The following is a 21562-nucleotide window of genomic DNA, read 5'->3' as shown; positions in this document are numbered from 1 at the left end:
CTGATACACCCAATTCACCTGATACACCCAATTCACCTGATACACCAGAAAAAACAAAAACCTCGCAACCGAAATTCATAGACGAAATTTAACAACTACGCAAACAAAGCCAACACAAAACCAACGAAAAACCGACGAAAAACCGACGAAAAACTAAGCAAACACACCTACATCGCGTCACTTTAGCAGAAATCTCTCTCTGAAGAAATTACGGTAGAAATAATAAAAATTCTCATAATATTGGAAGATATGTCGTTATAACAAAATTTCTTATATAGAGCACCCCCCCCCGGAAGGAAATTTTACACTTTTCATTCGTATATTATGAAAAAAATTACAGGTAAATCTTGAAAACGCGATATAATATTAAGAAATATGCGCATACGTGTGTATAGCTACAGTTAAATTTGTTATATAAACAAACAACGAGTATCTGCCACAAAAATAAACATAAGTTTAGATTGATATGCGTAAGCAAACGTACGAAAGTAACAAGAACACAGTAAAGAAAAAATAAAAAGGATTATTACTATGACAAAAGATATGCGCAACAAGGACGCGGAATCTCAAAAATCACATTCGTTAAACATAAATGCAACATATGCTGCCATGCGCAAGGTGTCATTGAGCACACTTGCCACAGTTCTGACTGCAGCCACCTGCTTGGGCGGTCAGCCAATCCTCGCATCTTCTAATATTCTTCTTCCTCCAACTACAGCGGCTTTTGCGGAAGAAGTGCGTAAGAACGACCCTACTCCTTGGCTACATACACCAAACATTCTTGAGTTCCAAAGGTATCGCTTTGCTAACAGCAATGGAACAATCGGTAAAATAGGACCCGACGGTTTGGGTGATTACGATAACACCACCAAGAAATCGGATATGTATGCACATATTGAGGAACATAACGGTGCTAAGTATTTAGTCTTCGATGTATTCTTTAACAACGACGGCAAGTCCATGCTTAAAGCATCAAAACAACAACAGTATGTTTGGCAAATTCCTTTTGCAGTTGCTGACTTAAATAATGGTTTTTACAAGTCAGACACATTAAGTGATTTAAGCTTTGATTTTTATAAACGAAATGGCAATAGTGCACAAGCAACAAACGCTGTTCTTTCACGCGATTTTTCATTATTCAATAAAGAAGATAGCCAGTCAAAAAATCTTAATGACCCCTTGAAAGATGACCAGCACCTTGGAAACTCTATTTACAAACCAACCTTCGGCATAAGAGGAGGAAATAGCAACAAGCAAGATTTGAGTAATACTTTCCACAATAATGCAGGCGACGGCGTCATTGGCAATGCTACAACATTAAAAGGCGTATATAGCGGCAAGAGCTACGGCATTGGCTTAAGAACTACAAACGCCGACTATGCAGTGCACATGCATTGCAAAGTAAAGTTACGTCCAGGAGTCACTCTTGACGAGATTCAAGATGCTTATACATGGGCAAATACAAGTACTTATGGTAAAAATACTAACTCAGCCTATACCTTTATTTCTGGTCGCGAGCGCTGGACTGAACCAGATCTTAAGCGCACAAAAAGCGATAATTTGCCTCCAAAGCTGTATTTGAACGGCAAGGAGATTAGCGATTCCAACAACAGCATTGACGTATATCAGGGTGAGTCGCCAAAGATCACTTTCGGCACTTCCGACAATAGCGAAAAGGTGACGAAGTTCTCTGTAAGCGGATTCCCAGATTTTGCTAAGGCTGGCAATGCTGACGAGAAAAACGATAATGGCATTAACGCTAGCGAAAGCAATCCTCATACAAAGGTTGTTGAGAACGTTAAGTTTGAGTACAAGAATGGCAAGACGCCAGTAAACTCCAATTACACGATTACTGTTTCTGCAACCGATGCTTCCGGCAATAAAGCAGAAAAGACGATTACAGTACATCTTAAGAACCAAAATCTTAAGCATAAGGCTCCAACCACCACACCAATTACTGTTGATTGGGGTCATAAGCCAACTGCAGATGAGCTCAATAAGCATGTTTCTGGAGCCGATGGCGGCACTCTTACTTTTGACTCTATTCCAGAAACTAAGCTTCCTGACATTGCCTTTAATGGCAAAGACACTGCTCCTGCATACGCTTCTGGAAAAATGACGTATAGCGATGGCTCGTATCACAATGTGACTGTTCAGGTGAATGTTAAGAAGCCGCTCGCATTGCAACATAAGAGCGAGCTTAAGGATCACACTGTTGAAGTGAGCGTTAACGATAAGCTCACAAAGACCAACGATGGCAAAAAGGTTGACGCTAAGGAATATCTTGGCAAGCTTGACGACGCTACTAAGAAGAACATCAAGAGCGCAGAGTGGGTGAACGGCGAACCTTCCACAGCTGTTGCAGGAAAGAAAACTTACACTGCTAAAGTCACGTTTAAAGATGGCAGCACAGCGGAAGAAAAGGTCACTTTCACTGTGCGCCCTCAAAAGCCTACAATTGAAACTGATTTGACTGGCGTTGCAGGCGTAGCAGGCAAGGAAGTTGTAGTTAATGCAGGCCCTGGCACCGAAGGAAGCACTGTAACTCTTAAAAGTAAAGACAATAATAAAGTTATCGGCACTGGAAAAGTTGGAGCTGATGGCAAAGTTACAATTAAGGTTGCTGACGGCATTCCTGCTGGAAATGTAACTGCCGTAACGTCTACAAATCCTGCAGATCCAACTAAGGAGCAGTCGGTCCAGTCGCCAGTAAGCGACCCTAAGAATGCTACTAAAGACGACAAAGCACCAACATTAACTGCTAATAAAGATAATGTTGAAGTCGAAGTTGGCAAAGATTTAACTATCACGCTTACAGCAACAGACAATTTGAAAGTTGATAGCGTTGACACAGCAACAGCAACTATGACATTGTCTGGAAACGACATGAACAAAATGCTTGAGAATAGTACTCGCGCTGGAGTCAAGTATGATTCTAAGAACACAGACACACATAAGAAACTTACTTACACATTCTCTGGTTTCAAACCGGAAGAAATAGGCAAATACAAATTAACATTTAAGGCCGTCGATTCTGCAGGAAACGAGTCGAAGCCTGTAACTGTAGCCGTAACAGTTAAGAAAAAAGAAAACATTAAGCCAAGAAATATTACTGTTGACTTAGGCCACCCGCTAGACAACACAGACGCAAAGAAAGCTATTGCTCATGCGAATAAATTACCAAAAGGAACTACGTTTACTTGGAGCACTGAAACTGACGGAAAGCCGGACACTTCAAAGCTTGGCAAAGAAAAGTCTGGAAAAGTTATTGTAACTATTCCTACTAACGACCCAAGGAATCCACGCGTTGAAACTGTTAACGTTAAGGTAACTGTTAGGGATAACAAAAGTCCTGAAGTTAAGATTCAGCAAAATGATGGCAGTGACTATAAAGATATTGCTATTAAAACTGAAACTGAATCTGGAGGAAAAATATCTACTCAAGTAGCAACTATTACTACGTATTGCGGCGATAAGAACGATATTAAGATTACTGCAACCGACAACAGTGGCCAAGTTACAACTCTTACTTTAACGCCTAAAACTCCAGGCGAAAAAGATAAAGCGCTTACTGGAACTGGCACAACCGCAGATCCTAAGACTTTAACGCTTGATGGCACTACTCCGCTCAACACTGAGCCTGGCGACTATAAGCGTACTATCACGGCGGTGGATCCTTCGGGCAACACTACAGAAGTGACTGTGAAGTTTGTTGTTAAGACGCAGGCAGACAAATATGTTGACGTTAAAAACAATCCTGTGACGTACAACATGAGCGAAGGAACAACGCATCCAGATCCTAAGAGCGGCATTGATCCAGAAGCAGTGAAGAAGCTACCTAGCAATGCCACATATTCTTGGTCTACGGAACCAGATTGGAATAAGCCTGGCAAACAGATAAACCCTGAAGTCCTCATAACGTTCCCAGATGGTTCCATTAAGAAAGTAAAGACAACTGTTACCGTTAAGGACGATATTGCGCCTGTTATTGAGAACCCTGCTACAAATAAAGCAAAGAAAACTACTAGCGCAACTGAAACGCCTGAGTACTACCAGTTCAAGGTGCACAACGGCGAACATTTCAGCATTGATATCAACGCTTACGATAACAGTGGAAAGGTTAAGAGTGCGGAATTTGATTCGCCTTTGCCTAAGGAAATAACTGGCAGCAATATTAGTATCACTAATAACACTAATAATTCTGCAAAAAAGCCTGCAAAAATTACTATTACAGGTACTGCACAGCGAGATCCGAAGATAACTAATTCGTCCGGTAACAAGTGGTCTCGCGATCTTGTTGTTAAAGACGAAGCTGGCAACAGGTCTACGCTGAAGATTCAGATTTCCGTGTACACGGATGCTGAAGAACATACTGCTACTGCCAAGCAAGTCGATAAAAATTATGACGATCCTATAACTGAGCAAGATATAACTAATGCTATTACTATAACTAATAAAGATTCTAAAGATCCAAAGATTAAACCAACATTCACAGTAACTAAGCCACTTCCAGAAAGCACTGCTACTGGCATGCATACTGTTCCTGTAACTGTTAAATATCCAGATGGATCTACTACAGTCGTAGACGTACCAGTAAAGATTGGTTCTGCTGCAAAAACATACAACCCACAAGGCAATACGGTTACTGTTCCTTGGCACTACTCCAAGGAGGATCTTGAAAATAAGATTCAATCCTTCGGCGATGGCAAGGGATTGAGGTGGAACGGCACACCTGGAAATGATAAACTCCAGTCAGTCAAAATCGTCAACGCGAAAGACGTTCCAAGCACCGATAAGCCTGGCAAAAGCCAAGTGCAAGTCGAGGTTACGTATAAGGATGGCTCTAGTGATGTTGCAACAGTAACTGTTATAGTGCAGAAGCCACAAAGTGAAACTTATACGCCAGAAGGTCAAACGATTAACATTGACTACAATAAGAAGCCGAATACTGACATATCCAGCAAGATTACTGGTATTGGTACTGGCAATGGCATTAAATTAAAGAAGAACGGCGAAACAGCAGAGCTTACAAAGCTTCCAGACGACGTCGTAAGCATTGCTATTGACAGCAATAAGACTGTTCCAGATGGCACTCAGCCTGGCGATTTCAATATTCCTGTAACCATTACATATAAGGATGGTTCTAAGGATCATGCAACGGTAAAGGTTACCGTAGGAAAGCCTCAGAGTGAAACTCACACGCCAAAGGTTGACGGAGTAATCACTAAAAAGTATGGAGAAAGCGGTCCTTCTGACAGTGCCATCATTGCTAAAGTCACCGTTCCAAACCAACCAACTGATACAAAAATTACAGTTGACGATGGTCAAACACCTATCGACACTAAGACCCCTGGAACCGTAAACGTTAAGGTTACTGTGAAGTATCCTGACGGTTCTGAGGATCACGTGGAAGTTCCTGTAACAGTTGGCGATCCAGATAACGTTACTCATAAGGCTTCTGCAACTCCTATAGAGTTGAAGCGCGATAAAAACAATACAAATAAGCCAAGTGAAGACGAAATCAAGAAACATGTTAGTACTGGCGTCAGCGGCAGCGATAAGAAGCCTGGCTTAAAGGTTGATGCCGATAAGATTCCAAATACGAACGAGACTGGCACAACTAACGTACCTGTAACTATTGAGTATGAAGACGGCACTACCACAACCGTACAGGTTCCTGTTGTTGTAACGGATACAAACGCAGACGAATACACTCCGAACGTTGAGCCTGTGGAAGAGCCGTATGGCACTGGTAAAGAAAAGACCAAGGAAGCTGTTACAGCTGCTGTAACTGTTCCTGATTGGCCAAAAGATTCAGAGAAACAGCCAAAAGTCACTATCACAAGCAAAGATGATGATATTCCAGACGGCAATACACCTGGCACCTATCATGTAAATGTAGATGTTGAGTATCCTGACAAAACTGTTGATAATGTTATTGTTGATGTGACTATTAAGAATAAGCAGTCGGATACTTTCGAGCCAACAGCAAAGCCTGTTGTTAAGCCGTTTGACACGAAGGTTACATCTGATGATGTAACAAGCAATGTAACTGTTCCTAATTGGCCAGAAGCAGACAAGAGTAAGCTAAAGATTGAGTTGAACATTCCTGACAAAGATTTGCCAGACGGCAAGACTCCTGGAAACTACCCTGTTGAGGTTAAAGTCACCTACCCAGATGGCACGACTGATATTGTTGAAGTTCCAGTAACTATTAGCAACAAGCAGTCTGAACTTTACCCACCTAAGGCAGATAGCATTACCAAGAAGAATGGTGAAAAGCCTTCAGAAGAAGAAATTATCGGCAAAGTAAGCGTTCCTACTTTGCCAGCAAGCGAAAAAAATAAGCTAACTTACTCTATTGCTGATGGCGATAAGTCTAAGATTCCTACTGGAGATAAGGCTGGCAAGTTTGAAGTGCCTGTAACGGTTAAGTATCCGGATGGATCAACAACCGTGATTAACGTACCTGTAACTATTAAGGCTCCAACTGCTACGACTAAAGTTGTGACTGTGCCAAAGGGCGTGGATCCTAAGCCAGAAGACAGCATTGCCAATAAGGATAAGTTCCCTGAGGGAACCACCTTCGAGTGGAAGAAAGACAGCAAGCCAGACACGTCTGAGGAAGGCAACAACAAGCCAGGAATTGTTGTTGTAACAGTTCCAGGTCAAAATCCTGTGGACGTGCCAGTAAAGGTGACCGTTGTTGATCCAGGTGCTCCACAAATTAACGTGCCACAAGGCACGGATTTGCCTAACGCAAAGGATGTTATTAATAACACAAGTGGAGACGGAAACAAGTACCCAGAAGGCACTAAGTTCGAGTGGAAGCCTGAAGATACACCGGATACCAAGAATCCTGGCACGCAGAATGGCGTGATTATTGTTACTATTCCAGGTCAAAAGCCTGTGGAAGTGCCTGTAACAGTGAACGTTACGCCAAATCCAGAAACGAATGTTGTTAACGTGAAGGTTGGCGACAACCTTCCAGACGCATCGAAGGGTATTGCTAATAAGGATAAGTTCCCTAAGGGAACCACCTTCGAGTGGAAGGATGGCGGGCCAAAGACCGACAAGACTGGTTCTACTACTGGCACTGTGCTCGTTCATATCCCAGGTGTGAAAAATCCAGTGGAAGCCACAGTTACTGTGAACGTAACTCCTGCGCCTATAGCGAAGGAAACCACCGTCGCACAGAATAGCGATCCAGATCCTAAGAACAGCATTGATAATAGCAAAGATCTCCCGAAGGGAACCACCTTCGAGTGGAAGAAAGGTGCTGCTCCAAAGACCGACAAACCAGGCAATACTACTGGCACGGTGATTGTAAAGATTCCAGGGCAAGATCCTCAAGAAGTGCCTGTAAAAATTACTGTTACAGCATCTCCTGAAGGAAAAGACGTAACCGTGTTGCAAAAGACTGGCAGCAAGGATACCACTCCTCAGCCAAAGGATGTTATTAAGAATAACGGAGATTTGCCTGAGAATGCCAAGACTTCTTGGAAGAAGAAGCCTGATACGTCAAAGACTGGCAACCAGCCAGGCGTTGTGACTGTTACAGTGCCAGGCGAGCCAGCTGTTGACATTCCAGTCAACGTGCTCGTTGTGCCAAATCCAAAAGGCAAGACAGTAAGCGTGCCAGTAAACGCCAAGCCAAAGCCAGAAGACAGCATTGCTAATAATGGTGATTTACCTAAGGGAACCACCTTCGAGTGGAAGAAGGATGCTGCTCCAAAGACAGACAAGCCAGGCACCACTAACGGCACTGTGCTCGTTAAGATTCCAGGCGTAAAAGACCCAGTAGAAGTGCAAGTAACAGTAAACGTGACCAACAAGCCATTTATCAACGATGGCAATGCTGAAAACACGCCAACTAAGCCTGATAAGACCACTATTACTGGTAAAACTCAGCCAGGAAACACCGTAACTGTCAAAGACAAAGACGGTAAGACTGTTGGTACTGGAACTGCTAACAAAGACGGAAACTTCACTATCGAAATCGATAAGAAGGAGCCTGGTACAGATCTTAAGCTCGTTCCAAGCAAGGGTGGCGAAAATGGCAATCCAGTGGACACAACTGTCACTGCTAAACCACAAAAACCAACGATTACGGTACCAACCGACGATCACAAGAACGGCGGAAACGTAACTGTAACACCGCCACACGGCGATGAAAACGTTGTCAAGATTGTGATTAACGACAAGCCAAATCCGCTTAACGGTCCAGAAAAGCCAGAACAGACAATTATTGTCAAGAAGGGTGATGGCGGCAAGTGGAAGATTGACGGAGACACTCCAGAAGGTGTAACTGTTGATCCGCAAACTGGCGTTGTTACGATTCCGGCAAAGGATTTGGAGGATGGCAGCACTATTACTGCAGTAGCTAAGAACAAGAAGGATAAACCATCTGATCCTGCTACTGCTGTAACCGGCTTTAAGACTCCGCAGATTACTCAGCAAACACTGAAAGATAATCCAGATGATTCTACTAAGCAAATCATCACTGGAAAGACGCTTCCAGGCGCGAAGGTAACTGTCACCGACGAAAAGGGCAAAGAAATAGGAAGTGGCGTTGCAGATAAGAATGGCAACTTCACTATTACTATCAACAAGCAAAAGCCTGGTGCCATCGTCACCCTCACGCCAACCAATGGTAAGGGTGATTCTGCAAAGACGGGCGATAGCGTAAATATTACTATCGGCGGAAATATTGCTAAGCCAAAGATTGACACTCCAACCGAGGGTGGCGCTAGCGTGACGCCGGATCTCACGGATACTCGCGTGGACAAGGTTGTAATTACTTACACTCCAGAAGGCAGTGAAACAACCGCAACGATTACTGTTGTTGCTGAAGGCGATAAGCATGAGTGGAAGATTGACGGCTCTGCACCTAACGGCGTGACTGTTGATCCGCAAACTGGCGTTGTTACGATTCCAGCAAACAAGATTAAGCGCGGTAGCACTATTACTGCGCAATCAGAAGACAGTAGCGATAAGACTGGCAAGAGCAAGTCCGAAGTGGTAACTGCTAAAGTTGGCGAAAAGGAGAAGCCAACGCCAACGCCTGCGGGTGAGCCGACTATACTCACGCCACAAGATGGTGGTGAGCAAGGTTCCGCAACTGTTACCCCACCAGCAGATGCTGATACTCTCGAAATCACGTATGTTCCAGAAGGCGATACAACGACTCCTGTAACAATTACCGTGAAGAAAGATAAGAATGGTAACTGGACTGTTGACGGTAACACTCCAACCGGCGTGACTGTTGATCCTAAGACTGGTAAAGTCACCATCCCTGCAACTCAAATCAAGGATGGTAGTACGATTACCGCGCAAGCCAAGAAGAATGGTCAACCATCCAACAAGGTAAACGGTAAAGTAGGAAACAACCCAACCAAGACACCAGAACCAACGCCAACGCCTGCGGGTGAGCCGACTATACTCACGCCACAAGATGGTGGTGAGCAAGGTTCCGCAACTGTTACCCCACCAGCAGATGCTGATACTCTCGAAATCACGTATGTTCCAGAAGGCGATACAACGACTCCTGTAACAATTACCGTGAAGAAAGATAAGAATGGTAACTGGACTGTTGACGGTAACACTCCAACCGGCGTGACTGTTGATCCTAAGACTGGTAAAGTCACCATCCCTGCAACTCAAATCAAGGATGGTAGTACGATTACCGCGCAAGCCAAGAAGAATGGTCAACCATCCAACAAGGTAAACGGTAAAGTCGGAAACAACCCAACCAAGACACCAGAACCAACGCCAACGCCTGCGGGTGAGCCGACTATACTCACGCCACAAGATGGTGGTGAGCAAGGTTCCGCAACTGTTACCCCACCAGCAGATGCTGATACTCTCGAAATCACGTATGTTCCAGAAGGCGATACAACGACTCCTGTAACAATTACCGTGAAGAAAGATAAGAATGGTAACTGGACTGTTGACGGTAACACTCCAACCGGCGTGACTGTTGATCCTAAGACTGGTAAAGTCACCATCCCTGCAACTCAAATCAAGGATGGTAGTACGATTACCGCGCAAGCCAAGAAGAATGGTCAACCATCCAACAAGGTAAACGGTAAAGTCGGAAACAACCCAACCAAGACACCAGAACCAACGCCAACGCCTGCGGGTGAGCCGACTATACTCACGCCACAAGATGGTGGTGAGCAAGGTTCCGCAACTGTTACCCCACCAGCAGATGCTGATACTCTCGAAATCACGTATGTTCCAGAAGGCGATACAACGACTCCTGTAACAATTACCGTGAAGAAAGATAAGAATGGTAACTGGACTGTTGACGGTAACACTCCAACCGGCGTGACTGTTGATCCTAAGACTGGTAAAGTCACCATCCCTGCAACTCAAATCAAGGATGGTAGTACGATTACCGCACAAGCCAAGAAGAATGGTCAACCATCCAACAAGGTAAACGGTAAAGTCGGAAACAACCCAACCAAGACACCAGAACCAACACCGGAACCGACACCAACACCGGAACCAACACCAGAACCGGAACCGGAACCGACACCAACACCGGAACCAACACCGGAACCAACGCCAGAACCTGCGCCGACCCCTGCGCCGACCCCTGCGCCGACCCCAGAACATGAATCTGGTTCTCATGATTCTGATGAACACACTGGCAACAGTGAAAACAACAGGAATAAGAGCAATAACACTCAGTTACAAGCTCCTAAGTCTCCTGCACGTCACTCCTCCGGTCAGGTTGCGCAATCAAAGTTAACCAATACAGGCTCTGCAATTGCTGCAGCAGGCGCTGTTGCTGCACTCGCAGCCGCAATAGGTACTGCACTCGCAGTCATTATTCGCAGGAAGAAGCGCGACTAAACGTTGGTGGTGCAACAAATATTAAAATTGAATAAATAATATACATATGCTCCGTGATAAAAGGGTTCGCGAAATTTACGACAACTCTTCAACCACGGAGCATTGTTATATCTGTAAATCTATAGAACTGTAGGCTACAGAGGTATAGGATACTGAGGTATAGGTGCGACAAATAGATGCCGTTAAATAATCTGGGTACTGGTAGTGGGTACTGGTTAGCGGCATACCACTGCGATAATGACAGCGTACTACTGGCATTAGGTAATATCAGGCAACATACGCAATGCTACACGTACTAAATATGGCATACTGAACTACAGAGCTACTTACGTGATTTTTAACGCAACTCCAATCGCCTTACATTTTCCGGCAAATGTTCCAACAGCTTTGCACCAGTGCTTCTGCGAAAAGCGATTTTGAAGCTTTGCAGTCATGCTCCGCTGACGTTGCTTGTGTAGCTTTGCAGTTGTGCTTTGCTAACGGTGATTACTTGTTGATGAGTGAACTTTAGCAATAATGCTCTACAGACGTTGATTTCTGTTGATTAGCGAACACTAGCATTCGTGCTGCAGCACATGCCACACCAAACGCACCTACCACGCACTCAACCGAAGCTTAGTTGCGCGAATTTAGTTGCACTGAGTAAGCCACGCACTTTCGCAACGAACTTCACGAGTCTATGAGTTTTGTGTTGTGTTTAGTGTGTTGAGAGGCTGGAAAAATTGTGTTCAGCACTAAAAGAGGACTGAGCGAACGCAACATAATGTAGACAAGGTTTTAATACAGTAAAAATGTTTTACATGAGTGCGGAGCGAAGGACGGGACGTGCGCAAACACAAATTTTCCAGCCTCGTCAAAACCGAAAAACTAAATCAGTTGCAAAACTCATAGACGATACGCAAGTATCTCGCAAATAAAGTCACACAAGAAAGGAATCCAAAACTCGCGCCACATCAAGCAAGAACTTTCGCTCGCAATGATGCACGAAAGCAGGTTAGAACGCAAACGCCGGAGAAAATTCCCCGGCGTTTGTTGTCAAAACAAGCTAAAGCAGCAGATCAGCAGTAGTAGCCGTTCGCGTTAAGGCGCGCATCAGGATTAAGCAGCATCGCCTTTTCTGCCTCGTGGCCGTCATAGCGAGTGCCATCCGGCAGGCGCGTACCATCCTTCAGCAAGTGGCGATTTTCCACTGGCTCAAACAGTGGAGCGTGGCCCATCATGCCTTCCTCAAGCCTTCTCTGACCCGCCGCCAAGCGAGCGTTTGCGCGCTTGCGCCACTCCTCCAGAGCCTCAGCACCAGCGCTAGCAGCCACAGCCGCCTCAAAAGCACCCGGGTGAACCAGCCCAACAAATCCGCTCACATGGCCGAAACCGAGTGAAGTTGCAAGCGCAGCCTTCACTGTTCCGCCGCTAATACGCATCGGCTCGCGCAACCAAACCATGTGGTCATCTCGCGAAAGCTTAGGATCCACGCAATCAAGCGACACATTCGCTGGAATTACGCCAGTTCTAAACAGTTGCGTCAAACCGTTGATTTGGAAGATGCACGCGCCACCCTTTGCGTGTCCGGTTAGCGTCTTTTGGCTGATTACGAACAGTGGGTTGCCGTCCGTGCGTCCGATTGCGTGCGCAAGAGTATTGTGCAGCTCAGATTCGTTCGGATCGTTGGCATTCGTAGACGTATCATGCTTAGAAACCACAGCAATATCGTCCGGAGTTACGCCAAGCGCCGCCAAATCGCGCACGAGCTTAGACTTAGCACCGCCCATGCCTGCAGCCAACGCACCCAAACCCGGGGCAGGTATGGAAGTGTGAATGCCATCAGCATAGGAGTGAATGAAACCAACCACTCCCGCAACAGGCAAACCGAGCTTCAGCGCAATATCGCCGCGCGTAACCAAAATCGTACCGCCGCCTTGAGCCTCAAGGAAGCCGCCGCGTCTGCGATCGTTCGCACGAGAGAAGAATCGAGGATTTATGCCCTTAGCATACATTTCCTCACTATTGGCAGTTGCGTTCATATTGCCGAAGCCGACCACAGATTCCACGCCAATATCGTCGATTGCGCCAGTTACTACGAAGTCAGCTTTGCCGAGAGCAATCTTATCAACGCCTTCTTCGAGCGAAACCGCTGCAGTTGCGCAAGCCGATACCGGCTGAACCATGTTTCCGTAGCCGCCGATATAGGTTTGCATTACGTGAGCTGCCACAACATTTGGAAGTGCCTCTTGCAGCACGTCGGTTGGGATTTCGTGGTTCAGGAAGCGATCTAAGTACAGTTTTCGCATTGAGCTCATACCACCAAAACCAGTGCCTTGCGTAGAAGCAACCAGCGACGGATGCACGGATTGCAAAATCTCCGAAGGCGTGAAACCGGCGGAAATGTAAGCGTCCACGGTTGTGACGATATTCCACAACGCAATCGTGTCAACGCTTCCAACCATCGAAGCCGGAATACCCCACTTCAGCGGGTCGAAGCCCTTAGGGAATTGTCCGCCGACGGTTCTGGTCATTGCAGCCCTGCGTGGCACGCGAATCATAGAACCTGCCTTGCGAGTAACCGTCCACTCTCCCGATTCTGTATCGCGAGCAATCTCAGTGTGTGCTTCGTCAAGAGCCACGTATTCGCGCGCAATCGTTTCTGTTGGAACGCTGAAGCTCACATCGTGATCGAGGAAGATTTCTGCTTCTTCTTCGTTCGCTCCGTCCTTGTAGTCGCCGCCCATGCCGGTTTCAAATGGTCGAATACCGGAACGCGCCACTACTTCATCACGATATTTCTCTGCAATGTCTTCTTCCGGAACAAGCGTGCCTTCCGCATCATACCAGCCCGGCTTTGGTGAATCCTGCCAAGTAAGCAAGCCCATATTCCAAGCCAATTCCAGTACTGCTCCTGCAGAAAGATCTACTGAACCGTCTTCCTTAATTCCAAGCTCCGCCTCAAAACGAGTACGTCCGGAACCCCATGGTCCAAGCTCACCGACGGAGACGATTACGATTTCGTCTTCTGGTCGCGCTGTTACATTCTTCCAATCAGACAAGTTGACTTGCGGCTGAGTTGGCACGTAAGGAGTTGGAAGCGCTTTGTTGGTTGATTTAGCAGTTGATGTAGCAGAAGATTCGGCAGACTCGTCCGCAGCTTCCGCACGCTTTTGATCTTCCAACGCTTCTGCACGAAGCGCGTTCAAATCAAGAGGCTCCTTGCCTAATCCGCCCGTAAAATCAACATCCAAAGGCGCGATTGCAGCCTGTTCGCGCGCCTCGCGAGTGCACAAATCAAGCAAACGGTCTGCCATTTCTTGTGTAGAGTAGGTAGTTAATCCGTGACGCTCAACTACAGCCACAAGCGGATCATTTCCGCCCATTAAGCCGGTTCCACGCACCCAGCCAATCTTTGGATGAGCGAATGTAACGCGATCCGACCACACACTTTCCGCATGCGCACGGCTTACAATCGCATCAAACGCGCTCTTGACTTCGCCGTAAGCGCCGTCGCCGCCAAACATACCGCGGTTTGGAGAACCAGGTAACACAACGTGCATACGATGTTGCACATCCGTATCTGCTCCAATCTGCGCAAATCCAGCAATTGCACGCTCTACACCCCAAAGCATTAAGCGCGATTGCGATTCAAAAAGCGAACCGGAATCAGCCAACGTGCCGTGAACTGGAGGTGCTGCGAACGGGAAGAACATGCTCGGCTCGTAAGCTGGCTTCAAAATAGTAGTGGTTGCGCCGCTAACTTTCTTTGAAACTGTGCCAACCCACTTCACAAGCGCATCAACATCGCGGTAGCTAGACAAGTTTGCTGGCACAAGCCAAAGCTTCGCGCCCATTGAAGCATATTCGCGATACGCTTTCTTTGCCCAAGACTTTACGCTCGGCTTAAAGCTGTGCGAAGTTGCAATAACAGTCGCGCCACCTGCGAGCAAGCCTGTTACTACGCGAGCTGCGATTGAGTTTGGAGCAACACCTGTAACAACTGCTACTTCTCCTGCAAAACGAGTTGCGTAAGCAGTGTCTTCAGAAGCGTTACTTTGCGAAAGTTTCGTGCGAGAATCGTGAGCAATACCATTCAATATTGTTGCAAGATTGTTTAATTCGCGAGATTGAGAAAGACTTGCAAACCACTCAGCTTCCGAAGCTACAGCCTCACCGGCGCTCAAGAAACTACCGAATCGGCTTGCAATTGCCGAAACTTCATCTGCTTGAGCATCCTCATTCTTTACAGCATGCTCATAGTACAAGCGCGCAACGTCCTCGCGAGCAGAAGCCCAACGGTCGTCGAAAAGAATCGCCTTTCGCTCATCAAATCGAGGCTCCACTTGCTTTGGCCAATCCGCACCAAGCTCAGCTTCAACAGCAGCTACAACAGCCGCGTTTTCGTCGGCTTCAGTTTCTGCTTGAGGAGCCTCAACACCAAGCTTTGCAAGCACAAACTTAGCGGTTGCAGCAAGCACGCCGTCAGCACCAACAACCTGCTGAGCGAAAGCGTCAAGAGCTGCAGAATCAACCACAGCACCGCCTGCACCGCCAGCAGCACCCGGCTGAGAAACGCTAACGCCGTGAGCTTGAGCAACCTGCTGAATTGCTGCGTCGATTAAAGCGTCAGCTGCAGCAGTATTCTTTGCAGGATCCGTAGAAAGTTGCGCAAGATTTTCGCCGCGCACGCTTGCACCTTCGCGAGTTTGCAAAACCAAAGCTGCAAGCACATGAGCACGCCAACCCTCACCTAACTGCCAGACTTCAGAAATTCGCTTGTCGATTTGCGCAGGTTTCACGCCGGCAGCGCCGAACAGCGCGCGCAAACGTTCGCGAACAATATCGGAAAGTACTGCACCAAAAGCCTTGTAGCGTGGAGCAACCGAATCCACAAGCTTTCGCAATGCACTCATTGGAGCTTCAGCAGCACCGTCCACGCTAGCTACGCCAAGCTCGGAACTAATATCCATAAGCAGCTGGTTTCTGCGGGAAGATACGCCGTTTGTGAGCGTGTCGGTTGTGTCCGCATCGCCAATTTGGTCGAGGCGAATTTTTGCACTATAGGCGATGAGCATTGAGATTGCGTCAGATGCTTTAAATGACAAGTCTGCTACAGGACCGCTTGCTGCTGCGTTAGTAGCAGCAGGAGCTGCAGGAGCAGAAGCAGGTGCAGAAGTTGCTGCAGAAGAAGTAGCAGCTGCAGAAGCTGCTGCCGAAGCTGCAGGCGCAGCTTCAATCGTACTATCTTCCTCATCAAACACTTCCGGAACAAGCGAATCCGTATCCGTCATATAAACGCGACCCTCGTCTCGGCCAACGTTGTAAACAGTTACCTTTTCGCCACTAAATTCCGGCAAAGCAAGCGTTTTCGCGCCAAGATTTGCCAAAGTTGGAGCGTTTCCTAAACCAACTTCCACGTATTCTTCAACGCCAAGACCGCCGCGAGCGCGATCAGCAAACAGAAGAGCCTGCGTTTCAATCCAGCGAACTGGAGAAGCAAACTGCCACGAAAGCAACTCTGTAAGAAGCAGTCTACCAAGCTTTTGCTCGTCGTCTGCGTAAGACTTCCAAGTTGCTTCATCTTCCAAAGCTGCTTCAATACGCTCGGATGGCACAACGTCCAAAATCTTCTGCGCAAACTCGCGAGTAAGCTCAAACGGGCAAGCCACGAGGTTTGGAATGTAGCGATCTACAAGCACAGAGTAATCAATATGCTTTGGCAGCAGCGAGTCGAGCTTATCGCGGAATTCCGGCACGCCTTTACGAAGAATGCGAGAATGGAATGGCACGTCAATTCCAGGCACGAGCATGAATGGCGGCTTTCCGCCGTATTCTTTCGCGCGCTGAGAAGCGTCGGCTTGCAAAGCCTTCAAGCCCTTAATTGTTCCAGCAATTGCGTACTGCTGACCTGCCAAATTGTAGTTTACAATCTGCAAGAATTCGCCTGTAGCTTTGGAAATTCCTTCGACGTAAGCGTTTACACCTTCGTCGCCAACTCCGAACTGGTTTGGTCGAAGTGCGCCCATGCGGTAGTTCGAGCGTCCTTGAGCGTCGCGCTCAATCAAATGATGCATGGTAGATCCACGGTGGAACACCAATTCCAGCACAGTTTCGAGCGGAATAATCTGCGCGAAGGAGCTTAATGCGTTGTATTCGCCAAGCGAGTGACCGGCAAAGTAGGCTGGCCAAATATCGCATCCAGCTTCACGCAAACGCGCGGTTTGTGCAAACGCTACTGTTGCGAGCGCAACTTGCGTAAATTGCGTCAAATTCAACAGTCCTTCAGGATGACGATATGTTACGCCGCGAGCTGTAAGTTCCTTTGGATTATCGCGCACGACGGCAAGGATTGAGAACCCAAGCTTTTCGCGAGTAAGCTTATCTGCTCTCTCCCAAGTATCGCGCACAGCAGGCGACTTTGCTCGCTCATCAAGCGACATTCCTTGCTTTTGGATACCCTGACCCGGGTATACGAATGCTGCGCGTGGAGCGCGAGTAAGTGCACTTGCTTTAGACACGATTTGTCCATTAACTCGGCACGTAACTTCCAAAGCGAGTCCGCCGCGGCGAACTTTTCCAACGCGTTCAACGGTGATTTCTACTTCGTCGTCCAGTTGAACCATGCCGTACATGTTGTAAGACCAGCCAATAAGCTCGTAGCGAGCACCCTTTGCGTCAACTGCTTGAGCCACGTGCTGAGCGGTGGCAGACAGCCACATTCCGTGTACGAGTGGTGCGGAAAGTCCGGAAATTGCAGCTCCCCTAGCGGAAGTGTGAATTGGGTTGAAATCTCCAGAAGTACGCGCAAAAGCGGTCATATCGTGAGGCGCGCGAACTACTACTCTGCGCAAAGCTCGGCGAGGAGTGTCCTCAATTTCGTATCCGTGCAATCCTGCTGCGTCGCCGTATTCGGCAGCAGGCTCCGGAAGAGCGTTGCTAAAGCTGCGGCCACGAATAGCAAAACGCTCGGTTTCGTGCGCAAGTCGCGTACCGTCAGCGGCAGTATGCACGATGTGAATGGTGACCACGCGTCCGGAAGCAGATTCTGCGTACGGTTCCGCCCAGCCGAGCAGGTTGATTCGCTTGTCAACATACTTGCGGAATTCTTCAGCGTCAACGTCAAGCTCAACCAAATGATCCAAATGAACTGCGTTCAGCAAGCCCTCAATAATCGGGTATCCGTCAACCATTACGGAACCCAAAGCCGAGTAAATTGTTGGCCAAGCAGGACCAACTAACGCGTCCGGCACAATGCGAGAGGCCAGTAAACCGTCTGGGAGTCGACCAGCCGTTGCTGACTCGTGATCTATTCCAAGATTGCGAGAGAAAGTATAAGACGAATGGACTAATCCGAATGGGAAATCTTTATAACCTTCGTTAAGCAAATCTTCCGGCAATTTCGCCAAACTGCCATCTTCTTTTACTCTTTCAACCTTAGGCATAGCGTCGAGCACATCACCCGTAATCGCAGTATTTCCAATACCTGCGGTTGCTGCCAGCATTTCGTACACATGCTTTGGAAGGCGCTCGCGATCAACTACCGGAATGCTTCCAGCTTTACTTGCATCAACTGTAAGCGGAATTATAATATCTCGAACTGCATGCTTGCGTTTTGCTGAATTTGCAGCGTTTTTAGCAGCATTTTTAGCAGCATTCTGCGCTTCCTGATTTTCTTGATTATCCCAGAAAGTATCGAGCTTAATATCCAAATCAAGCGAAATTACGTCGTCATTTGTAGCAGTTACAGTAATTACGTAATTTTCGTCACCTAATTTTGTACCGTACGCAGGATTTGCAGTGACGTGACCAACCCAGGAAATATTCGGGCATGCGCGCACATATGCTTCAACGTTTGCAGCTGCTGCAATTTGGCTGAATGCAGACTGATTTGCGCGATTTTCTGCGCGATTTTCCGCACTTTCCGCACGATTTTCTTTTGTTCGATTTAGCATTGCTGCTTCAAAACGTCCAAGAATATCCGCAATCGGCTCATCCATAGTTGTGATTCCAGCCACGGAAATAGGTCCTGGAATTACGCGCACAGCGTCTGCTGAGTAGCGCGAATCTTCCGACTGCCAAAGCTGATCTTGACCCCACCAGCGCAGCAAATCGTTGTCAATAACTGGCACGAATGGCATTGGCTTCGGGTATTCGCGCACCAAAGTTGGGAACCAAGCGGCATCCATTGGCACCACATTAAGCTCACGAGCTTGAGGCAACGCTTCAACTAAAGCATTCAAGGCAGCTTGAGGATGCTCTCCAACTTGCGTGCGAGTTGGCAAAATCGACGTAAATTCGCCGGAATCTTGGCTCACCAAACGAGCTTCAATTCGCTGCAATAAGTGCATGTAGCGATCCGCATATGTAGGATCTACCCACGGGTATGCCAAATCGAGGAAACGCTGAGCAAACTGAGCATACGTCATGCTTTCCAAGTCGCCAAAATACGGTTTTGCAGTTGAGTTCAGCGCTGCAATTACTTCGTCGCGGCGAGTTTCAAGCTCTTCCGGATGCTTCATCATGTGAACAAGCAAGCGTCCGCAACGTGCAGAAGCGTTTTCAAGCTCATAAATATCCGCGTGCAAATGGCTTAAACCACTAGTCACGCCGCCAACAACTTTTCCGGAAGGCACCCAGCGCTCACCCATTGGAGCAAACGGATCCTCGTCAAAGCCTTCAACGCTTGAAGCTTTCGGCATCACAATTCCCGGAGTTTCAACCAGCATACGCTTTACTTCAGGGCTTGTGTGCGCCTCTTTTGCTGTCATTGCAGCCGTGCCAATCATTACGGCATCAACTGGCATATTTGGCAAACCGTATTCGCGCGCCCATTCGCCGGAAATGTAGTCTGCAGCACGCTCAGGAGTACCAATACCGCCGCCGGCCACAAGTACCAAATTATCGCATTCGCGCACTTGTGCGTACGTTGTCATAAGCAAATCGTCCAAAGATTCCCACGAATGGTGGCCGCCTGCAGCACCGCCCTCAACTTGCACAATAATCGTGGCTGGAGCAACCGCTTTCGCAATTCGCACAACTTGACGAATTTGATCAACTGTTCCCGGCTTAAACGTTACGTAAGGGAATCCGTCTTTTTGCAAAGACGCTACTAATTCCTTAGCTTCGTCAAGTTCTGGAATGCCAGCAGAAATAACTACGCCGTCAATTGGAGCGCCCGACTGCCTCTTTTTTGGTACGATTCGCTTCGAACCAAACTGCAAATTCCACAGGTAGCGGTCCATAAACATGGCGTTAAATTCAACAGTTGCACCTTCTCGAAGCTGCTTTTCAAGCGACTTCATATGACGATCGAAAACTTCTGCAGTTACCTGACCGCCGCCAGCAAGCTCAGCCCAGTAGCCTGCATTCGCTGCAGCCGCAACGATTTCCGGTTCTACTGTTGTTGGTGTCATACCTGCAAGAAGCACAGGCGCTTTGCCGGTAAGCTTGCTGAATTTCGTAAGAACTTTATACCCGGCAGGGGTATTGATAGCGCGAGGTGCAAAATCAGCCCAGCAGCCGGTGCGAGTAGGTTCCGAAGCCGAGTCAGCTGTTGAAAGCTGCGCACGAGCGCGCATGGTAGCAGCTTCCACAACTCCAGCGCCAGTCCCCTGCACAAGCACACCCGTAAGTTTGCCAAGCACTTCGCTAGGACCCATATCTAATATCCACAGCGAGCGCGCATCATGTTGATCCAAAACTTCGCCAATTTGCGCAGCCCAATCAACAGGCTGCACAAGCACAGCATCCGCCAACTCTCGCGCAACTGCAGTGTTCAAACCAGCCTCACGCGCCCAATCCTCTACCCGATCAACCGCAGGCTGAAGCATTGGCGAATGGAACGGCACTGTCACATCCAAATATTCAGCAACCGGCGCAAACACAGCACCACCGCGCACCTTCATTTCGCGCAATTTTTGCGAACGTTTCGCTTCTTTTTGCGCTTCGTTCGCCACAGCTTCCATATCTTCCGGATATCCTGCAATAACCACGTGATTATAAGCATTTTTAACTGCGATTGAGATTTCTCCTCGCGTGCGCTCTACGCGAGAAATAAGCGCTTCTGCTTGCTTTTTCGTAACTCCTTTAAGCGACAGCATTGGCGTGTGCTCGCCGTCACCCGTAATTTCAAGCATGCGCGATTCGCGATCCCCTGCAGCTCCAATTAAGTAGGCAATTGCAAGCAGTTCTTCGATTTGTGCACGAGCCTTCTGCCAAGACTTTGCTTTCAGCCTTGCTTTTACCATTTCTGCTGCAATGACGCCCTGAGAATGCCCCAACACAGCGCAAGGCTTGTTTACTTCAAAGTTATAGCCAAGATTTGTTAAGTCACGCACAGCACCCAGCTGCGCTAAGGTAATTCCAGGCACACTAAGAAGCGCGTTTGCGGCGTTAATATGCTTATTTTCCAGCGCGTCGAAAACATTTATGTCTCCGCCGGCGTTTGCTAAAAGTTCAGCGTACATTGGTGCGAGCAAAGCTTTTGCGCTAGCCTCATACTCGTGAAGCTCAGTATTTAACTCCTCGTCTTTGCCAAGTTCTCTTAAAGCGTCAACCCATGGAGTTGATTGACCTGCGAAAATGAGCGCGTGAGGATTATGAGCGAGTTGGTCAAAAAAGTAGGTTGTCATAGTAGTTCCTTCTCGTCGATTTGCATAAGTTTTATAAATTTTTATAAGTTTTGCGATTTCTGTAATTTATGTAGATTTTTGTAGATTTC

Annotated in this window: 2 protein-coding genes; one reads left to right on the top strand and one right to left on the bottom strand. The window is 47.4% G+C overall.

Translation table 11 applies throughout. The features are described 5' to 3' along the window. Window positions 1-531: 531 nt before the first annotated feature. Window positions 532-10860: a Rib/alpha-like domain-containing protein gene (locus tag HXT28_RS00270; protein WP_422113446.1), complete on the top strand. Its 10329-nt coding sequence runs from the start codon at window positions 532-534 to the stop codon at window positions 10858-10860. A 1058-nt stretch (window positions 10861-11918) separates the two neighbouring features. Here HXT28_RS00270 and HXT28_RS00265 read toward each other — a convergent pair. Beyond that, window positions 11919-21473 (bottom strand): fatty acid synthase subunit beta domain-containing protein, encoded by a 9555-nt coding sequence (locus HXT28_RS00265; RefSeq protein WP_422113445.1) that lies wholly within the window; start codon window positions 21471-21473, stop codon window positions 11919-11921. Between the last annotated feature and the right edge of the window lie 89 nt (window positions 21474-21562).

Origin of the sequence: Gardnerella washingtoni (genome assembly GCF_049262705.1) — a bacterium.
Classification (GTDB): Bacteria; Actinomycetota; Actinomycetes; order Actinomycetales; family Bifidobacteriaceae; genus Bifidobacterium; species Bifidobacterium vaginale_D.
Note: the sequence above shows the minus strand (reverse complement) of the source record. Positions and strands in the feature narration are given on the sequence as shown.